Below are 15,550 nucleotides of genomic sequence, written 5' to 3' on the forward strand. Positions count from 1 at the left end.
GGGTTGGTCCCCGGCCGGCGATCGCCCGGCTTGGCGGGAAGTCCCGCCCGACTCACGGCAGCCCTGTTCGGGGGGCGCACGCTCGCCTTCGGCGCCGCGCAGGGCCTGTCCACCGCATTCGTCTACGGCGTGCTCACCCTCGTGGCCGGCCTCCCCGGCGTCGCCGTCCTCGTCCTGTCCCGGCCCTCGCGCGCCGCGGCCGCTCCACCCCGCCGCCCGCATCCGCGGCATCCGTCGCGATCGCCGTCGCGTCGGAGAGCTGATCCGCCACGGCGACAAGCCGCCTCCCCGCGGCCGGCGATCGCCCGGCCCGCCGAGCCCGGCCCGGTTCACCCCGGGACCTGTGCCGCGGGCGACGCAGTACCCCTGTCCCGCAGGGGTCGGTCCCCGGCCGGCGATCGCCCGGCTAGGCGGGAAGTCCCGCCCGGCTCACGGCAGCCCTGTTCGGGGGCGCGCGCTCGCCGATCCGGCGGAGGTTCGTGTCCCCTGCCGGCGTGGCACTCCTCCGCGAGGCAAGTCGTTGGGCGTCCCGGTGTCCCGGGTTGCCCGGACGATTCGGCAACTCCCAGCGGAGCCGGCGAGCGCTGCGGGGTGGGCACCACCAGTTGCAGAGGGTCTGGCCCGCACCGGCGGAAGCCGGCCGTCAGGGGGACGGGGGCAGGGGCTGTTCCGTCCAGATGGTCTTGCCGCGCGGCGTGTGGCGGGTGCCCCACCGCTCCGTGAGCTGGGCGACGAGGAGCAGGCCGCGGCCGCCCTCGTCGTAGACGCGGGCGCGGCGCAGGTGGGGAGCGGTGCTGCTGGCGTCAGAGACCTCGCAGATGAGGCTCGTGTCGTGGATCAGCCGCAGCCGGATGGGCGCGCGGGCGTAGCGGATGGCGTTGGTGACGAGCTCGCTGACGACGAGTTCGGTGACGAACGCCATCTCCTCCAGCCCCCATTGCGCGAGCCGGTCCGTGGTGAGTTTGCGCGCCCGGGCCACCATGGCCGGGTCGGGCGGCAGGTCCCAGGTCGTCACGCGTGACGCGTCGAGGCCCTTGGTGCGGGCGAGCAGCAGCGCGACGTCGTCGGCGGGGGCCTCGGGCAGGAGGGTGCGCATCAGGTGGTCGCACATGTCCTCCAGGGAGGCCGACGGGTCCTCCGCGAGCGCCGCGGCCAGCCGCGCCGCGCCCGCTGCGAGGTCGCCCTCGGGGACCCGGTCGTGCTTGCCGGCGCCGATGAGCCCGTCGGTGAACAGGGCGATCGTGCTGCCGTCGGGCAGGTCCAGCTCGGTGGACTCGAACGGGAGGCCGCCGAGGCCCAGCGGCGGCCCGGCGGGGACCGCGGGCACCTCGACCGTGCCGTCCGGCCGCATGACCACGGGCGCGGGGTGCCCGGCGCGGGCGATGGCGCAGTGCCGGGCGACCGGGTCGTACACCGCGTACACGCACGTCGCGCTGATGTCCCCGGAGCCCGTGTGTCCGGGGTCCTGGTCCTCATCGGGGCCGTCCGGATGCTCCTCGCGGTTGAGCCGCAGGACGAGGTCGTCCAGATGGGTGAGGAGTTCGTCCGGCGGCATGTCGACGTCGGCGAGGGTGCGCACGGCCGTCCGCAGCCGGCCCATGGTGGCGGACGCCTGGATGCCGTGCCCGACCACGTCGCCCACCACGAGCGCCACCCGCGTCCCGGACAACGGGATCACGTCGAACCAGTCGCCGCCGACGCCCACCCGCGCGTCGGCCGGCAGGTAGCGCGAGGCGACCGAGACGGCGGCCTGCCGGGGGGTGTGCTGCGGCAGCATGCTGCGCTGCAAGGTGAGGGCGGTGTTGCGCTCACGGGTGTAGCGCAGTGCGTTGTCGATGGACAGCGCCGCCCGGGCGGTGATCTCCTCCGCCAGGATCAGGTCGTCGGGGTCGAACGGGTCGGGCGTGCGGTGCCGGATGAACTGCGCGAGCCCCAGCGTCGTGCCCCGGGCGCGCAGCGGGACCACGATGACCGAGTGGATGCCCAACGCCTCGGCGGAGCGCCGGTGCGGCGGGTCCACGCGCAGCCAGTCCTGGACGTCGTGGTCCTCGATCCAGTGGCGCGACGCCTCGCCGGTGATCAGCGCCCGCGCCAAGGGCGACTCCTTGGGATAGCGGTCCGGCTCCCCGGGACGCACGGAGGTCTCCGGCGCGCCGTCCAGGACGGAACTCTGGGCCGCGCGGCGCAGGGCCACCGGGCCGGCCGCCCGCGGGCCGGCGTACTCCGTCGCCTCGTCGAGGACGGCGTCCAGCAGGTCGACGCTCGCGAAGTCGGCGAACTGCCCGAGGACGAACTCGGTCAGCTCCTCGGCTGTGCGCACGACGTCCAGCGTGGTCCCGATCCGCATGCCCGCCGTGTTGACCAGGCTCAGCCGCTTCCTCGCCTTGTACTGGGACGTCGTGTCGAGCGCGGCCACGGACACGCCGCGCACGTTCCCGTCCGGGTCCTTGAGCGGATAGAGGTGGACGGACCAGGCGTGGGCGCGGGTCTCGCCGGGGGCCTGGGTGAACGTCTCGGCGGTCACCCGTTCGCCGGTCTCCATGACCTGGTCCATCAGTTCCTCGAGCTTCTCCGACCGGCGTCCGGGGGAGAACTCGATCACCCGCAGTCCGATGACCTCCTGCTCCGGTACCCCCATCACGCGGCGTCCCTCCGCGCTGCTGCCCATCAGCCGCTTCTCGTGGTCGTACACTCCGAAGACCGCGGGCATCTGGTCGAGGGCCCACTCCGCGAGCGGGATCCCGGGCTCCTCCGCGATGACCGCCCACTCGCTGCCCATCGGGGCGGCGTCGACGTCCAGCCCCACGACGTGGCCTCGGCGGTGCCGCAGCAGCAGACTGCCGCGCCACTCCTCCTGGCGCTTCAGGCTGCGCAGCGCGGAGGAGGGGAGTTCCCCCGCGAGCAGTGTCTGCGCCGCCCGTCCCACCACCTCGTCCCGCCGGTACCCCAGCAGCCGCCCGGCGCCCGGCGTCCACCCGGTGACGACGCCGTTGGTGTCCACGGCGGCCATGGCGAATCCGGCCACGGCCTGCCCGTCGTCGTCCATCGGTTCTCGTATCGGCATCGCCGACGTCCTCGCCTGGTCGGTTCCGAGGCCCGGACCCCGCGCCATCTTTTCCCAGCATCCCACCCAGGGCAAAACGTCTCAAACAGACGCCGGGACCGGCATGCCGTCAGGGTGAGGCGGGTGTCGCCGCCTCGGCGGCGCCCGGCCGGGCGGGCCGCTCCGCGTCGGGTCGTTCCACTCCCAGGGCGTCCTGGTCGGAGACGAAGAGCGCGGCGACGGCGGCGATCAGCGCGAGCCCGGCGCACAGTACGAAGCCCGCGTGATACGCGGTCAGATTGGCGGTCGGCGTGCCGTCGGCGGTCAGCGCGGTCGTGCCGACGGCCGCGAGCAGCGTGGCGATCACGGCCGTGCCGAAGGCGCCGCCGAGCTGCCGCTGCATGTTGAAGACGGTGGCGGCCCGCCCGGTCGAGGGGGCCGGGACGGTCGCGAACGCGGCGTTCTGTGCGGACATCATGACGTGCCCGATGCAGTAGCCCAGGACGAACAGCACGCCCCGCAGCGTCCACTCCGACGTTGCCGCGGAGAAGCCCGCCATGACGGCCACGCAGACGCCCATGCCGGCCGAGCCGCCCACCATGAGCCAGCGTGGCCCGATCCGCCGGTACAAACGCGGCGCCACCTGCGCCGCCGCCATCACTCCCAGGGCCTCGGGGAAGGTCGCCATGCCGCTGCGCAGGGCGTCGAAGCCCAGGGCCTCCTGCAGGAACAGCGGGTACAGCCAGACCGTGCCGAGGAACACCGCGCTCAGCGGGAACATCACGATCGTGTTGGCCCGGAACAGCCGGTCCCGGAAGAGCTCCAAATCCAGCATCGGCATCGCGATGCGCCGTTCCACCGCCACCATGGCCAGCAGCGCGGCGATGCCGAACACCAGCGGCACGAGGACGCCGGCCGTCCCCCAGCCCTGGTCGGGGCCCTGGGTGAAGGCGTAGAGCGTCAGCGACAGGCCGCCGCCCGCCAGCAGGAACCCGGTGAGGTCGAAGCGCCCCGGGCTCTCCACCCGGTAGTCCGGCAGGAACAGCAGGCCGAAGGCGACGGCCGCGGCGCCGATGGGGAGGTTGACCAGGAACACCCAGTGCCAGGACACCGCGTCGGACAGCCAGCCGCCCAGCACCGGGCCCACCGCGGGGGCGACCGCGGTGGGCACCATGAGCGCCCGCTGCGCCTTGATCCGCTTGGACGGCGGATAGGCCCGGAACAGCATCGTCTGGCCGACCGGCGTGAGCAGACCGCCGCCCGCGCCCTGCAGGATCCGGTACGCGGTGAGCTGGTCCATGGTGGTCGCCGTGGCGCACAGCGCGGACGCGCCCGTGAAGACGACCAGCGCCGCCAGGAAGGTCCGCCGGGTGCCGTAGCGGTCGCCGAGCCAGCCGGCGACGGGGATGAACACCGCGAGGCTGACGAGGTAGCCGATGTTGATCGCGCCGAGGCCGGAGGCCGGGACGCCGAAGTCGTGGCCGATCGCGGGGACCGCCACATTGACGATCGTCGTGTCCATGATCGCCATGAAGAGCGCGGAGACGAACACGACGGCTACCGCGGTCGTCGGCGGAATCCTGCGGGCCACGGGGGATCTCCTCGCTCTCGCCGCCGCCCCCGCGCGGTCGCCCGCGCCCGGACGGCGCCTGCCGGCCGGGCCGCCCTCACGGAACGTGCCCGACCGGTCACAGCCTCCAGTCAAACCCGCGCCGCCGCCGTCCGCACGCCGGGCGCACCCGGATGCGGGTCGCCGGCCCTGACGCACTGGTACAAAAGAACGGACGACCCGAGCCCCGCCCGAGGAGGCCGACTTGGAAGCGAAGCACGACGGCCCGCCCGGCGGCGCGGCCCGGTGGGTGGAACTGGCCGAGGTCGACAACATCCGCGACCTCGGCGGGCTGCCCGTCCACGGCGGCGGCAGGACCCGGCGCGGCGTGGCGTTCCGGGCGAGCACCCTCCAGGACGCCTCGGCGGACGACGTCGAACTGCTGTTGGGGCGTTACCGGTTGCGGACGGTCGTCGACCTGCGCGGCCCGGACGAGGCGGCCCGCGAGGGCCACGGCCTGCTGGCGGACACCGCCGTGCGCCGGGTCAGCCTCCCGGTGCGGCGCGTGCAGGCGGTCGTGACGGACGCCGTCCCCGTGGTGCGCTCGGAAGCGGTCGACGACACGGCCGGCTTCTACGAGGGCCTGCTCGACGGCAGCGGCGAGTCCCTCGTCCATGCCGCGAGGATCGTCGCGGACACCGATCAGCACGCCGTGGTCTTCCACTGCGCCGTCGGCAAGGACCGCACCGGCGTCCTGGCCGCCCTGCTCCTCGACGCGGTCGGTGTGCCGGCCGACGCCATCGCCGCCGACTACGCCCTCACCGCCCAGCGGGTCGCCCGCATCCGCGAACGCCTCGCCCGGTTCCCCTCCTACCGGGACCTGCCCGCCGTCGAGCACCACTACATGGCCTCGAAGCCCCAGGTCATGCACCACTTCCTCGACACCCTCCGCACGCGCCACGGCGGCGCCGGCCGATGGCTGCGGGAGCGCGGCCTCACCGGCGCCGAACTCGGCCGCCTCAAGGGCGCGCTCGTGGCCGGGCCCGAGGGCTGAGGCCGCCCGCGCGGACGGCCGTCAGCCGATGACCGTCAGTCGAGGGCCTTCAGAGCCGCCTCCTCCTTCTCCGGCGGCAGCCCCACCGCCGGACGGTCCGGGCGCTGCGGCGCCACCCCGCCCAGGGAACGCAGCCACGACCAGGTGTCGGCGACCGTCTCGCCGACCGGGCGGCAGCGCAGTCCGGCGGCGAGGGCACGGGAGACGTCGCCGGTGTGCAGGGTGTCGTACAGCTCGCCCGGCGGAAGCCAGACCGGGAGTTCGGTCCACGGCTCGATGCCGGCGGCGAGCACCGCGGAGGGCTCGGCCCAGCGCAGATCGGCCTCGCCGCCCGTCACCGCGACGCAGGTGTCGAGCAGTTCGCCCGTCGTGGTGTGCCCGGACGGGCTGACGAGGTTGTACGCGCCGCCCAGCCCCGCCGCGGCGGCGTCCAGCGTGAAGGCGGCGAGGTCGCGCGCGTCGATGTACTGAAGCGGCAGATCGCGCGGGCCCGGAGCCAGCACGGGGCCGCCGCGGGCGATGCGGGTGAGCCACCACGGCAGGCGGCCGATGTTCTCGTACGGGCCCAGGATCAGCCCCGCCCGGAGGAGCAGCGCGCGGTCGCCGAAGGCCTCGTCGGCGGCCAGTTCGCCGCCCCGCTTGGCCCGCGCGTAGTCGACGTCCGCGCCGTCGCCGGGGGACGCGTCGACCACCGGGCCGTCCTCGTCGAGCCCGGCGGCCGCGGGGTAGGTGTACACCGAGCGGCTGGACACGTAGGCGTAGCGCCCGGCCCGGTCCGCCAGCAGGCGGGCGGTGTCGCGCACCGCCGACGGCGCACCGGACCACGTGTCGACCACCACGTCCCACTCACCTCGCGCGAGGGCCGCGAGGCCGCCCTCGGCGCCCCGGTCGCCGTGCAGCGCGGTGACCCCCGGGGGCGGCGAGTGCCGCCCCCGGTGGAACACCGTGACCCTCTCGCCGCGTGTCAGCGCCTCCTCCGCCACTGCCCGCCCCACGAACTCCGTACCGCCCAGGATCAGCACATTCATGCCGCCACTGTGCCGCGCCGCGGGCCGGTGCGGGGGCGGTCACGCTGTGAGCGCAACCGCGGGGCTCACGCGGGGCGGTCCGTGCGGAGGAGTTCCGCCGTGAGGACCGCGAGGCGGCGCCGGAACTCCGCGTCGTACGCCTCGGCCGAGGCCCGCGCCTCCCGCTCGCCGTCGAAGTACCGCCCGGTGACGTCGGCCAGTTCGGGAGCCTCGACCAGGCGCCGGGTGGCGGCCACGCCCTGCTCCAGGGAGTCGACGACGTCCATACCGGACGCACGGGACATGGCCGTCGGCATGTAGGACGCGGGGTGGAGGCTGTTGACGGTGACGCCGCTGCCCGACAGTTCCTCGGCGAGGTCCAGTCCGTGGCCGATCAGGGCCAGCTTGGAGCGGCAGTAGGCGGCGACCTCGGTGTAGTCGCGGGTGAGTTGGGGGTCGCCGAAGTCGATCGGCTGCTGTCCGACCGAGGCCACGTTGACGACCCGGGCGGGTGCCGAACGGCGCAGCAGCGGGAGCAGTTCGCGGGTCAGGAGGACGGGCGCCAGGTAGTTCACGGCCAGGCGCAGTTCGTGCCCGTCCGGAGTGGTCAGCCGGCGGGTGCCCGTGGCGTGGAACCCCACTCCGGCGTTGTTGACGAGCACGTCGAGCCGGTCGTGCGCGGCGGCGACGTCGGCGGCGAGCCGCCGGACCTCGGCGAGCGAGGAGAGGTCGGCCCGGTAGGTCCGCGCGCCGGTGGCCGCGGCGACGTCGGACAGACGGTTCGGGTCGCGTCCGTGGAGCAGGAGGGTGTGCCGGCCGTCGGCGGCCAGGTCCTCCGCGAGGGCCCGGCCGAGGCCGTCGGAGGCGCCGGTGATGAGGATCGTTGCCATGGTGTGCGCCTTTCGGGGCGGGCGGCATCGCGGGTGCCGCCGGGGCTGGGTGGGGAGGGATGCAGGGGTCAGGCGGTGGTGCGGGCGGCCTCGGGCATCCGGTCCGGGGCGGAGCCCGGGCGGCCCGCGGTCATGCCGCAGCGCGCGCACACCGCGACCAGCGCCAGCGCGCCGCCCGCGAGGGCGAAGCCCAGGGTGAAGCGGCCCTCCGCGACGGGGTGGTCCGGGGAAGCGCCGGTGACCAGCGTCGCGAGCAGGGCGCCGGCGACCGAGCTGCCGACCGAACGGGCCACGGAGTTGACGCCGTTGGCCACTCCCGTACGCTCCGCCGCAACGGCCTGGAGCAGTACCGCCGGCAGCGCGGCGAAGCCGAAGGCGATGGCGATCCCGACGAGCACTCCGGACCCCACGACCGGGGCGCTGTCGCCGTGCGCGGTCGTCAGCAGTGCGAAGCCGGCGGTTCCGGCCACCGCACCGGCGACGAGGGTGTGTTGTGGACCGGTCCGGCGCACCAGGACGCCGCCGAGCCGGGCGGCGGCCAGGGAGGCCAGCGAGGACGGCAGAAGGTAGGCGACGGAGGCCCGCAGGACCGAGGCCCCGAAGCCGTAGCCGGCCGTGGACGGCGTCTGTACCAGTGCGGAGACCAGGATGAACTGGGAGAACATCGCGAACCCGAGCAGCAGTCCCACCACGTTGGCGAAGAGCACCGGCCGGTGGACGAGCATTGCCATGTCCACCAACGGGTCCGGGGCCGCCCGTTCCACCCGGACCCAGACCGCGGCCGCCACCGCGCACGCGGCGAGGCAGCCGAGCGTCCGGCCCGAGGCCCAGCCCCACTCGGAGCCGCGCGACAGCGGGAGCAGCAGCAGGACCAGGGTCACGGCCAGGCCCACGGCGCCGCGCCAGTCCACGCGTCCGCCGGTGACCAGCCGGGACCGTGGGACGACCGCTGCGACGGCGACCAGGCTCAGCGCGGACATCGCGGCCGCCATCCAGAAGACCCGGTGGTAGTCGGGCGCCGGCCCCTGGGTCAGCAGTCCCGCCCCCACCAGGGCCAGGCCGGTGCCGAACGCGAGCGTGCCGCTGACCGATCCCATGGCGCCGGGGAGGCGTTCGGGAGGCAGTTCCTCCCGCAACACCGCCTGGGCGAGCGGGAAGACGGCGGTGGCGGCGCCCTGCAGGGCCCGTCCGGCGATCAGCAGCGGCAGGGTGTCGGCGAGGGCGGCCAGGACCGAACCGGCCAGGGCGAGGGCGAGCGCGACGAGCAGCACCGGCCGCCTGCCGTACTGGTCGCCCGCCCGGCCCAGCAGCGGGGTGCACACGGCGGCCGACAGCAGTGTGGCGGTGGTGAGCCAGCCGACATCGGCGGCGGGGGCGTGAAGGCCCCGCTGGATCGTGCCGAGCACCGGCACCACCAGGGTCTGCATCATCGAGACGACCATGGCGCCCAGGCCGAGGGCCGGTACGAGAGCCGGGGCCGGGCCGCCCCGGCCACCGTCCAGGGGCCGGCCGGGGAGCGGGAGAGGCACATGGGCGGATGCCGGGGGCGGGGTCATGAGGAGGTCGCTTCCAGAGGGGGGCGGCGGATCAGTGAAGGGTCTTCAGCAGCGCGGCGGCCAGCGCCGTCGAGGAAGCGGGGTTCTGCCCGGTGTGCAGGGTGCGGTCGACGACGACGTGCGGCCCCCAGGGCTCGCCCGCCGAGTAGTCGCCGCCGAGGGCGACCAGCCGCTCCTCCAGCAGCCAGGGCAGCCGGTCGGCCAGCCCGGTCTGCCGTTCCTCCGCCGCGCTGAAGCCGGTCATCCGGTGGCCGGCCAGCGGCGAACGGCCCTCCGCGTCCTGCGTGGCGAGCAGCGCGGCCACCCCGTGGCAGACCGCGGCGAGCGGCGTCCCCTGCGCCAGCACCGCGTGCAGCAGCCGGGCGGAGTCGGCGTCGTCGGCCAGGTCCTCCAGGGGGCCGTGACCGCCGACGTAGAAGACGGCGGCGTAACGCGTGGGGTCGACGTCGGCCAGGGCGAGCGGGTGGCGCAGTTCGGCTATCGCGTCGAGGGCGGCGGCGGTCGTGGCGGCCGCCTGGCCCCCGTTGAACTCCGGCCGCAGGCTCACGGGGTCGACGGTCGGGACGACGCCGCCCGGGGTGGCGACGGCCACACGGTGGCCGGCCCCGGTGAAGGCCCGGTACGGGGCAGCGAACTCCTCGGCCCAGTAGCCCGTGGGGTGTTCGGTGCCGTCCGTGAGGGTGAGGTGGTCGGTGCCGGTCACCACGAGAAGGATCTCTGACATGTCGGTATCGCTCCTGGTCGGCCCCTGGGTGCTCCCGGGGGCGGGGGTCGCGGCCGCCGGTGGTCCGGCGGCGGAACGCTGTCGACCCTAGGCAGCCCATTCATTGGATATCCAATAGGATGACCGTCATGGATCATCAGAATTCCGATGGGAATGGTGGGGGCGAGCAGCCGATTCCGGAACCCGGCGGGCCCTTGGACCTCGGGCTGCTCCGGACCTTCCTCGCCGTGCACCGGGCGGGCTCCCTCACCACCGCCGCCCGGATGCTGGGGATCTCCCAGCCCACGGTGACGGCGCAGGTACGGGCCCTGGAACAGCAGCTCGGCCGCCAGCTCTTCGAGCGGCTCCCCCGGGGAGTCGCCGCCACCGGCGTGGCCGACGAGCTCGCCGGACAGGTTGCAGGACCGCTGGACGCCCTGGCCGAGGTCACGCAAAGGGGCCGCGCCGGACTCGAAGCCCCGCCGGAGCCGGTGCACTTGGGCGGCCCCGCCGAGATGGTGGCCGCCCGCGTGCTGCCCGCGCTGGCACCACTGGTGGCCCGGGGCCTGCTGCTCCGCGTGACCACGGGCCTCGCCGACGACCTGCTCGACGGTCTGCACGCGGGGCGGTTCGACCTCGTGCTGTCGCCCGTACGGCCGCGCGGCCGCACCCTGGCCGCGGTCCCGCTGATGGACGAGGAGTTCGTCCTGGTGGCGGCGCCGGACTGGGCCGAGCGGATCGGCCCGCTCCGCTGCGAGGACCCGGGCCCGCTCCATGACGTCCCGGTGGTGGCGTACGCCGAGGACCTGCCCATCCTGCGCCGGTACTGGCGGCATGTCTTCCGCACCCGCCTCTCCGCCCGGCCCGCCGTCGTGGTGGCGGACCTGCGCGGAGTCCTGGCAGCCGTCGTCGCCGGTGCGGGGATCAGCGTCGTGCCCCGCTACCTCTGCGAGGCGGAGTTGGCCTCCGGGGCGCTCGTCGCCCTGCTCGCCCCGGACGACCCGCCCATCAACACCGGATACCTGGCCGAGCGTGCGGGTGCTCCCACCCGTCCCGCGGTCACCGCGGTGCGCGAGCGGCTGTTGCTGGCGGCACGGTCCTGGTGACCGCCGCCGGCCGGCGGATCACCGGTCGCGCGGTGCGGGTACTGCGCGGCACCGTCGTGGCCGCCCTGCCGGGCTCGGGCGACAGCCGCATCAGCTTCCTCGACCCGGCCGACTTCGCCCACGAACCGCCGATGGACGAGCTGACGCGGCGCTTCCCCGGCCCTCGACGCGAGGGCGTCACCGCCCTCGTCGCCACCCACGATCCCCAACTCCGCGCCCTCGCCGAACCCCGCGACGGCACTCTTGTGGTCTCAACCCACCTGGTGTCCGCGGCGCGGTGTCAGCCGTTGCCGATCGTCGGGGTCATGTCCTGGGTGCCGACCACGGAGAGCAGCCGGAGCGCTTCGTGGGAGGGGCTGCCGCGTTCGGCGGTGAAGCAGACGAGCAGTTGGTCGCGCAGGGGTACCGCGAGGGTGTCGCAGCTGAGCTGCAGCGTGCCCACCAGGGGGTGCTGCATGGTCTTGCTGTGGTGGGAGCCGTTTTCGACGTGGTGGCCGTCCCACAGCTCGGCGAACTCGGCGCTCTGCTTGCGCAGGGTGCCGACCATGGTGCGGATCTGCGGATCGGTGGGGTAGCGCCCGGCGGCGGCGCGCAGGTGGCCGACCGCCAGCCGGCCGAACTCCTCGGCGCCGGTCATGCCGTAGTGCCGGGCGGCCGGATCGGGGTGGAGGAAGTGGCGGGTGATGAGGTTGCGCCGGGCCGGGGGTGCGGCGGAGAAGTCCTCGAACAGCGCGGTGGCGAGCGGGTTCCAGGCTATGACGTCATAGCGGGCGTTGACGACGAATGCTGCTATGTCGGTCATGTGCTCCAGCAGGTTCAGCACCGTGTCCGGCACGTCGGAACGCGGCCCGGTCGGTGACTCCGGTGCGACGCCGGCGAGTTCGAAGAGATGGGTGCGTTCGTCCGTGCCGAGGCGCAGCGCACGGGACAGTTCGCTCAGGACCCGCCTGGAGGGGCTCGATCCGCGTGCCTGCTCGAGACGCGCGTAGTACTCGACGGAGATGTGCGCGAGCCGGGCGACCTCCTCGCGGCGCAGCCCGGGGGTGCGCCGCGAAGTACCGGCCGGCAGGCCGACGTCCTGGGGCTGCAGCCGCTCCCGCATGGTTCGCAGGTATTCGGCCAGGTCATTGCGGTCCATGCAGACCAGTATCGTCGTCGCCGCGCGCGCAGCCAGGTACGGATTGGGCGTGGACCGTCCGCCCGCCGGTCCCGCGGTACGTCCCGTGCCGCCGGCGTACCGGCGGCACTGGGCGTACTGGCCTGGCCTTCGGGTCACGGATGGATCTGCGAGCCCTGGCCGAGGTCGAGGCGGATCGATTCCAGGATGACGAGGGTGCTGCTGGCCGTGAACACGTCCGCGGCGGCCAGCACGCCGGTGTACTTGGCGATGACCGGTGCGGCGGCGCGTTCGGTCACGGCGTCGAGGTAGGTCTTGACCGCGGCCCAGGTGTTCGCCCCGTACTTCACGAAGTACGGCGTGGGGTCGACGGTGGCGAGGGAGGTGCGGACGTTCGCGGCGATGTCGTCGACGTACCGCTGGTGCAGCACGACGTCGTCGCGGGTGCCGAGCCGGCCCAGGTGCCCGGCGATGTAGTGCTTCCACGGGTAGGTCAGCGCGGTGGCCGGGGCGGCCATGAAGCCGGGCACGTCCGCGGTGAGGTTGAGGTTGTAGATGGGCACCCAGCCGGGCAGCGCGACGTCGACGAGCATCAGCGTGTCGTGGTCGGGCAGGTGGATGTAGATGTTGTCCGGGCTGTGGTTGGTGCCGTGCCAGGCCAGCCGGACGTGCTCCCCGCCGACACGGAGCGTGTGGTGGTTCTCGAAGGTGATGTCGGGCGCCGGCCGGGTCGGGTCGTTGTCGCGCAGCAGCAGCCGCTTGGTCTCGACGTGGCCGATGCGCGTGACCTTGCGGCCGAAGAGCGAGGAGGCGCCCAGGTGGTCGGCGTGGTGGTGCGAGTACACCAGGTGCGTCACCTTGTGGGACAGGCCGTTCTCGGCGGTGACCTGGTCGATGGCCCGCTGGAGGTTGTGACCGATGGTCGGGGGGGCGTCGAAGAGCACGACGCCGTCGCGGGTGGTGAGGAACGCCGCCTGGTACGTGCCGTCGGTGACCCAGTACAGGTTCCGCTCCACCTGCCCGACGTAGTAGCCCTGCTCGTTGAGGGCGGGGCCGAGGGAGCCTGCGGGGACGGGCGCGTAGTCGGGCAGCGCGGGGTCGGCGGCCGCGGGCTCGGCGGCGAGGGTGCCTGCGGCGAGCGTCGCCATCGACGGCACGGCCGCGACGGCGGCGGTGTGGGCGAGGAACGACCGCCGGCTCGTGGACCGGTCGGATGTGGGCATGGTTGTCTCCGTTGAAGGTGCGGGGTGGAGGGGGAGGGGCCAGCGGTGCGATGGCACCGCTGCCGTCGCTCCCGGTGGTCTCAGACGGCGAGGGCGTCCTTGTGGGCGCTCAGCCAGTCGCGGAAGGTCTGCAGACCGGGGTGCAGGTCCCGGACGCGGTCGAGGTCGCGGGCGCCGGTGAACGCGTCGGCGGCCTCGGCGTAGTACTGGAACATGTTGCCGATCTCCGCGGCGGCGGGAATCCCCAGCGCGCGGAACTGGTCGTGGGTGAGCGGGCGGTAGACCACCGGCTCGCCGTACAGCTCGGCGAACGCCGAGGCCAGCTGCTCGCCGGTCAGGTGCTCACCGGCGATGGAGACCGTCGCGCCGATGAACTCCTCGCCGCGGGCGAAGATCGCCAGGGCGACCCTGCCGATGTCCTCGGCGGCGATCCCGGCCAGCGGGCTGTCGCCCATCGGCAGGGTCAGCACCAGGCTGCCGGCCTCGTCGCGGCTGGGGGCGAAGCCCTGCAGGAACGCCTCCCAGTAGAAGGTCGTTCGCAGGAACGTCGTCGGGACGCCGAGCTCGGTGAAGAAGCGGTCCGCCTCGGCCTTGGCGTCGAAGTGCGGCACGGTGTACGACTCCTCGAGCACCGGCACCCGCGCGTCGGTGACCGGGAGCTGGAGGCGGGTGTCCTCCAGCGTCGACCACACGACGTGCCGCACTCCGGCCTCCTTCGCGGCCCGCGCCGCGTTGTGGGCCTGGGCCAGCTCCGTCGTGGCGGACATGCCCTCCCAGTAGTTCGTGACCACGTACGCGCCGTGCGCGCCGGCGAACGCCTTGCGCAGGCCGTCCTCGTCGCCGAGGTCGGCCACGACCACCTCGGCGCCGCGGTCGGCCAGCGCACGGGCCTTGTCCGAATCCGCGCTACGGGTGATCGCGCGGAGCGCGAACCGGCCTTCCGGGTCGGTCAGGATGGCGTTCGCCAGTCCGCCGCCCTGCGCGCCCGTGGCGCCGACCACCGCGATGATCTTCTTCTCAGACACTTTCGATCACTCCACATGCTGTCCGTGCGACAAGGCCCGTTGCCCTGTCACCACTCGATGGTGCGAGAGCGTCGCGGGAGCAACCAGGCACGGATTGGGCGACGTTCGGCGCCGGTGGGCGCGGAATCAAACGGCGGTGCCCCGTGTCACCGAGGCGGTGCGACGTCCTGGCGGCGCCGCGCTCAGGGGCGGTGTCTCGGCCGCATGAGCTTCTCGCCGAATCGCGCCATGGCCGCCCGGGGCATGGCTCGGGGAACCATGGCGACGAGCTTCCACGGATATCCGACGACCACGTGCGGACGGTTCTTGTCCAGGGCCCGCAGGCTGTCGCGGACGACGCCTTCCGGCGGTCGTTTGGGCCCCACGCGTGCTTCGTCGTCGTTCCCGAGGACCTGGAAGTACTCGGTGTCGGTGGCGGACGGGCAGCAGGCCACCACGCGGATGCCGCGGGTGCGGTACTCGGCCCACAGCGATTCGCTGAATGCCTGCACGAACGCCTTCGAGGCGGCATAGACCGCCTGGAAAGGCACCGCCTGAAACGCGGCGAGAGACGAGACGTTGATGACGGCACCGCCGTCTTTCGCGAGCATTCCGGGGAGGAATCGGTGGGTGAGATCGACGACCGCGGCGGCGTTCACCATCACCATGGAGTGGTCGCGGTCGGGGTCGATCGTGTCGAACGGGCCGTAGGTGGCGAATCCCGCGTTGTTGACGAGAACGTCGATGTGCAGGCCGAGTTTCTCGGTGGCGGCCTGAACGGCGGCCGGAGCCGTGGGCAGGCTCAGATCGGCGACGACGACGTGCGCCGGGCGGCCGTGACGGCTCTCCAGCTCCGCGGCGAGTTCCGCGAGGCGCTGCTCACGGCGTGCCACCAGGACGACCTGGCATCCGCGCGCCGCGAGTTCCCGCGCGAACGCGGCTCCGATTCCCGATGAGGCTCCGGTGATGAGGGCGGTGCGCCCTTTGTAGTCCATGCAAAGGCCTGTCTGCGAAGGGGAGGGATACGGGGGATGAGCCCCGCCGGAGCGAGGTGTCATGCCGGGAAGGATTTCGGGCCGTCGCGGACCGTCGGCCGGACCGGAAACGCCCGCCTGAATTCGCCTCCTTGTCAAGGGGAATGAAGCGGGATCCGGGTGGCGCGCCGGAATCCGCCAGGACCGGGATCCCGCCGGGGGCGCTCCGGGACCGCCCGTGCGATCGCGTTCACACAGGCACGTGATGCGAACCTGCTGGATGGGCGGCGGCACTGCCAGGCCCAATCTGTACCCGGCAGCCGT

The 15,550-nt window shown here is 73.7% G+C and carries 12 protein-coding genes; 2 read left to right on the plus strand and 10 right to left on the minus strand.

Going from position 1 to position 15,550, the window contains the following annotated elements; genetic code table 11:
• Window positions 1–643 precede the first annotated feature (643 nt).
• On the minus strand, window positions 644–3,064 hold the full coding sequence (locus tag ACFWVC_RS22800) for a SpoIIE family protein phosphatase (protein WP_384288898.1): 2,421 nt from the start codon (window positions 3,062–3,064) through the stop codon (window positions 644–646).
• Between the two features lie 109 nt (window positions 3,065–3,173).
• Window positions 3,174–4,634, minus strand: coding sequence for an MDR family MFS transporter (locus ACFWVC_RS22805; protein WP_384288901.1), 1,461 nt, complete (start codon window positions 4,632–4,634; stop codon window positions 3,174–3,176).
• A gap of 223 nt (window positions 4,635–4,857) precedes the next feature.
• Here ACFWVC_RS22805 and ACFWVC_RS22810 point away from each other — a divergent pair, with 223 nt between their 5' ends.
• On the plus strand, window positions 4,858–5,646 hold the full coding sequence (locus ACFWVC_RS22810; RefSeq protein ID WP_384288905.1) for a tyrosine-protein phosphatase: 789 nt from the start codon (window positions 4,858–4,860) through the stop codon (window positions 5,644–5,646).
• A 35-nt stretch (window positions 5,647–5,681) separates the two neighbouring features.
• Here the strand turns inward: ACFWVC_RS22810 and ACFWVC_RS22815 are convergent, their stop codons facing one another.
• From ACFWVC_RS22815 to ACFWVC_RS22830, 4 genes are all read right to left on the minus strand, one after another.
• Window positions 5,682–6,674 (minus strand): NAD-dependent epimerase/dehydratase family protein, encoded by a 993-nt coding sequence (locus tag ACFWVC_RS22815; RefSeq protein WP_384288908.1) that lies wholly within the window; start codon window positions 6,672–6,674, stop codon window positions 5,682–5,684.
• Between the two features lie 65 nt (window positions 6,675–6,739).
• Window positions 6,740–7,543, minus strand: a complete 804-nt coding sequence (locus ACFWVC_RS22820) for an SDR family NAD(P)-dependent oxidoreductase (protein WP_384288911.1) — start codon at window positions 7,541–7,543, stop codon at window positions 6,740–6,742.
• Window positions 7,544–7,611: 68 nt separating this feature from the next.
• Window positions 7,612–9,099 carry an MFS transporter gene (locus ACFWVC_RS22825; protein WP_384288913.1) on the minus strand — a complete coding sequence of 496 codons (1,488 nt, stop codon included), beginning with the start codon at window positions 9,097–9,099 and terminating at the stop codon, window positions 7,612–7,614.
• Window positions 9,100–9,130: 31 nt separating this feature from the next.
• Entirely contained in the window at window positions 9,131–9,823 is a 693-nt protein-coding gene (locus ACFWVC_RS22830; RefSeq protein ID WP_384288916.1) for a type 1 glutamine amidotransferase domain-containing protein, read from the minus strand.
• A 128-nt stretch (window positions 9,824–9,951) separates the two neighbouring features.
• Here ACFWVC_RS22830 and ACFWVC_RS22835 point away from each other — a divergent pair, with 128 nt between their 5' ends.
• Window positions 9,952–10,908, plus strand: a complete 957-nt coding sequence (locus ACFWVC_RS22835) for a LysR family transcriptional regulator (RefSeq protein WP_384288918.1) — start codon at window positions 9,952–9,954, stop codon at window positions 10,906–10,908.
• 280 nt (window positions 10,909–11,188) lie between these two features.
• Here the strand turns inward: ACFWVC_RS22835 and ACFWVC_RS22840 are convergent, their stop codons facing one another.
• The 4 genes from ACFWVC_RS22840 to ACFWVC_RS22855 form a co-directional block, all read right to left on the minus strand.
• A complete protein-coding gene (locus tag ACFWVC_RS22840) occupies window positions 11,189–12,046 on the minus strand; it encodes a helix-turn-helix transcriptional regulator (protein ID WP_384288923.1) in 858 nt (285 codons plus the stop codon).
• 134 nt (window positions 12,047–12,180) lie between these two features.
• Complete coding sequence (locus ACFWVC_RS22845; RefSeq protein ID WP_384288926.1) at window positions 12,181–13,248, minus strand: MBL fold metallo-hydrolase; 1,068 nt, start codon at window positions 13,246–13,248, stop codon at window positions 12,181–12,183.
• An 80-nt stretch (window positions 13,249–13,328) separates the two neighbouring features.
• The gene (locus ACFWVC_RS22850) at window positions 13,329–14,273 is read right to left on the minus strand and encodes an NmrA/HSCARG family protein (RefSeq protein ID WP_384288929.1); all 945 of its coding nucleotides are present in this window, start codon (window positions 14,271–14,273) and stop codon (window positions 13,329–13,331) included.
• A 182-nt stretch (window positions 14,274–14,455) separates the two neighbouring features.
• Window positions 14,456–15,247: an SDR family NAD(P)-dependent oxidoreductase gene (locus ACFWVC_RS22855; protein ID WP_384288933.1), complete on the minus strand. Its 792-nt coding sequence runs from the start codon at window positions 15,245–15,247 to the stop codon at window positions 14,456–14,458.
• Window positions 15,248–15,550: the final 303 nt, after the last annotated feature.

The organism is Streptomyces sp. NPDC058691 (assembly GCF_042714775.1).
Classification (GTDB): Bacteria; Actinomycetota; Actinomycetes; order Streptomycetales; family Streptomycetaceae; genus Actinacidiphila.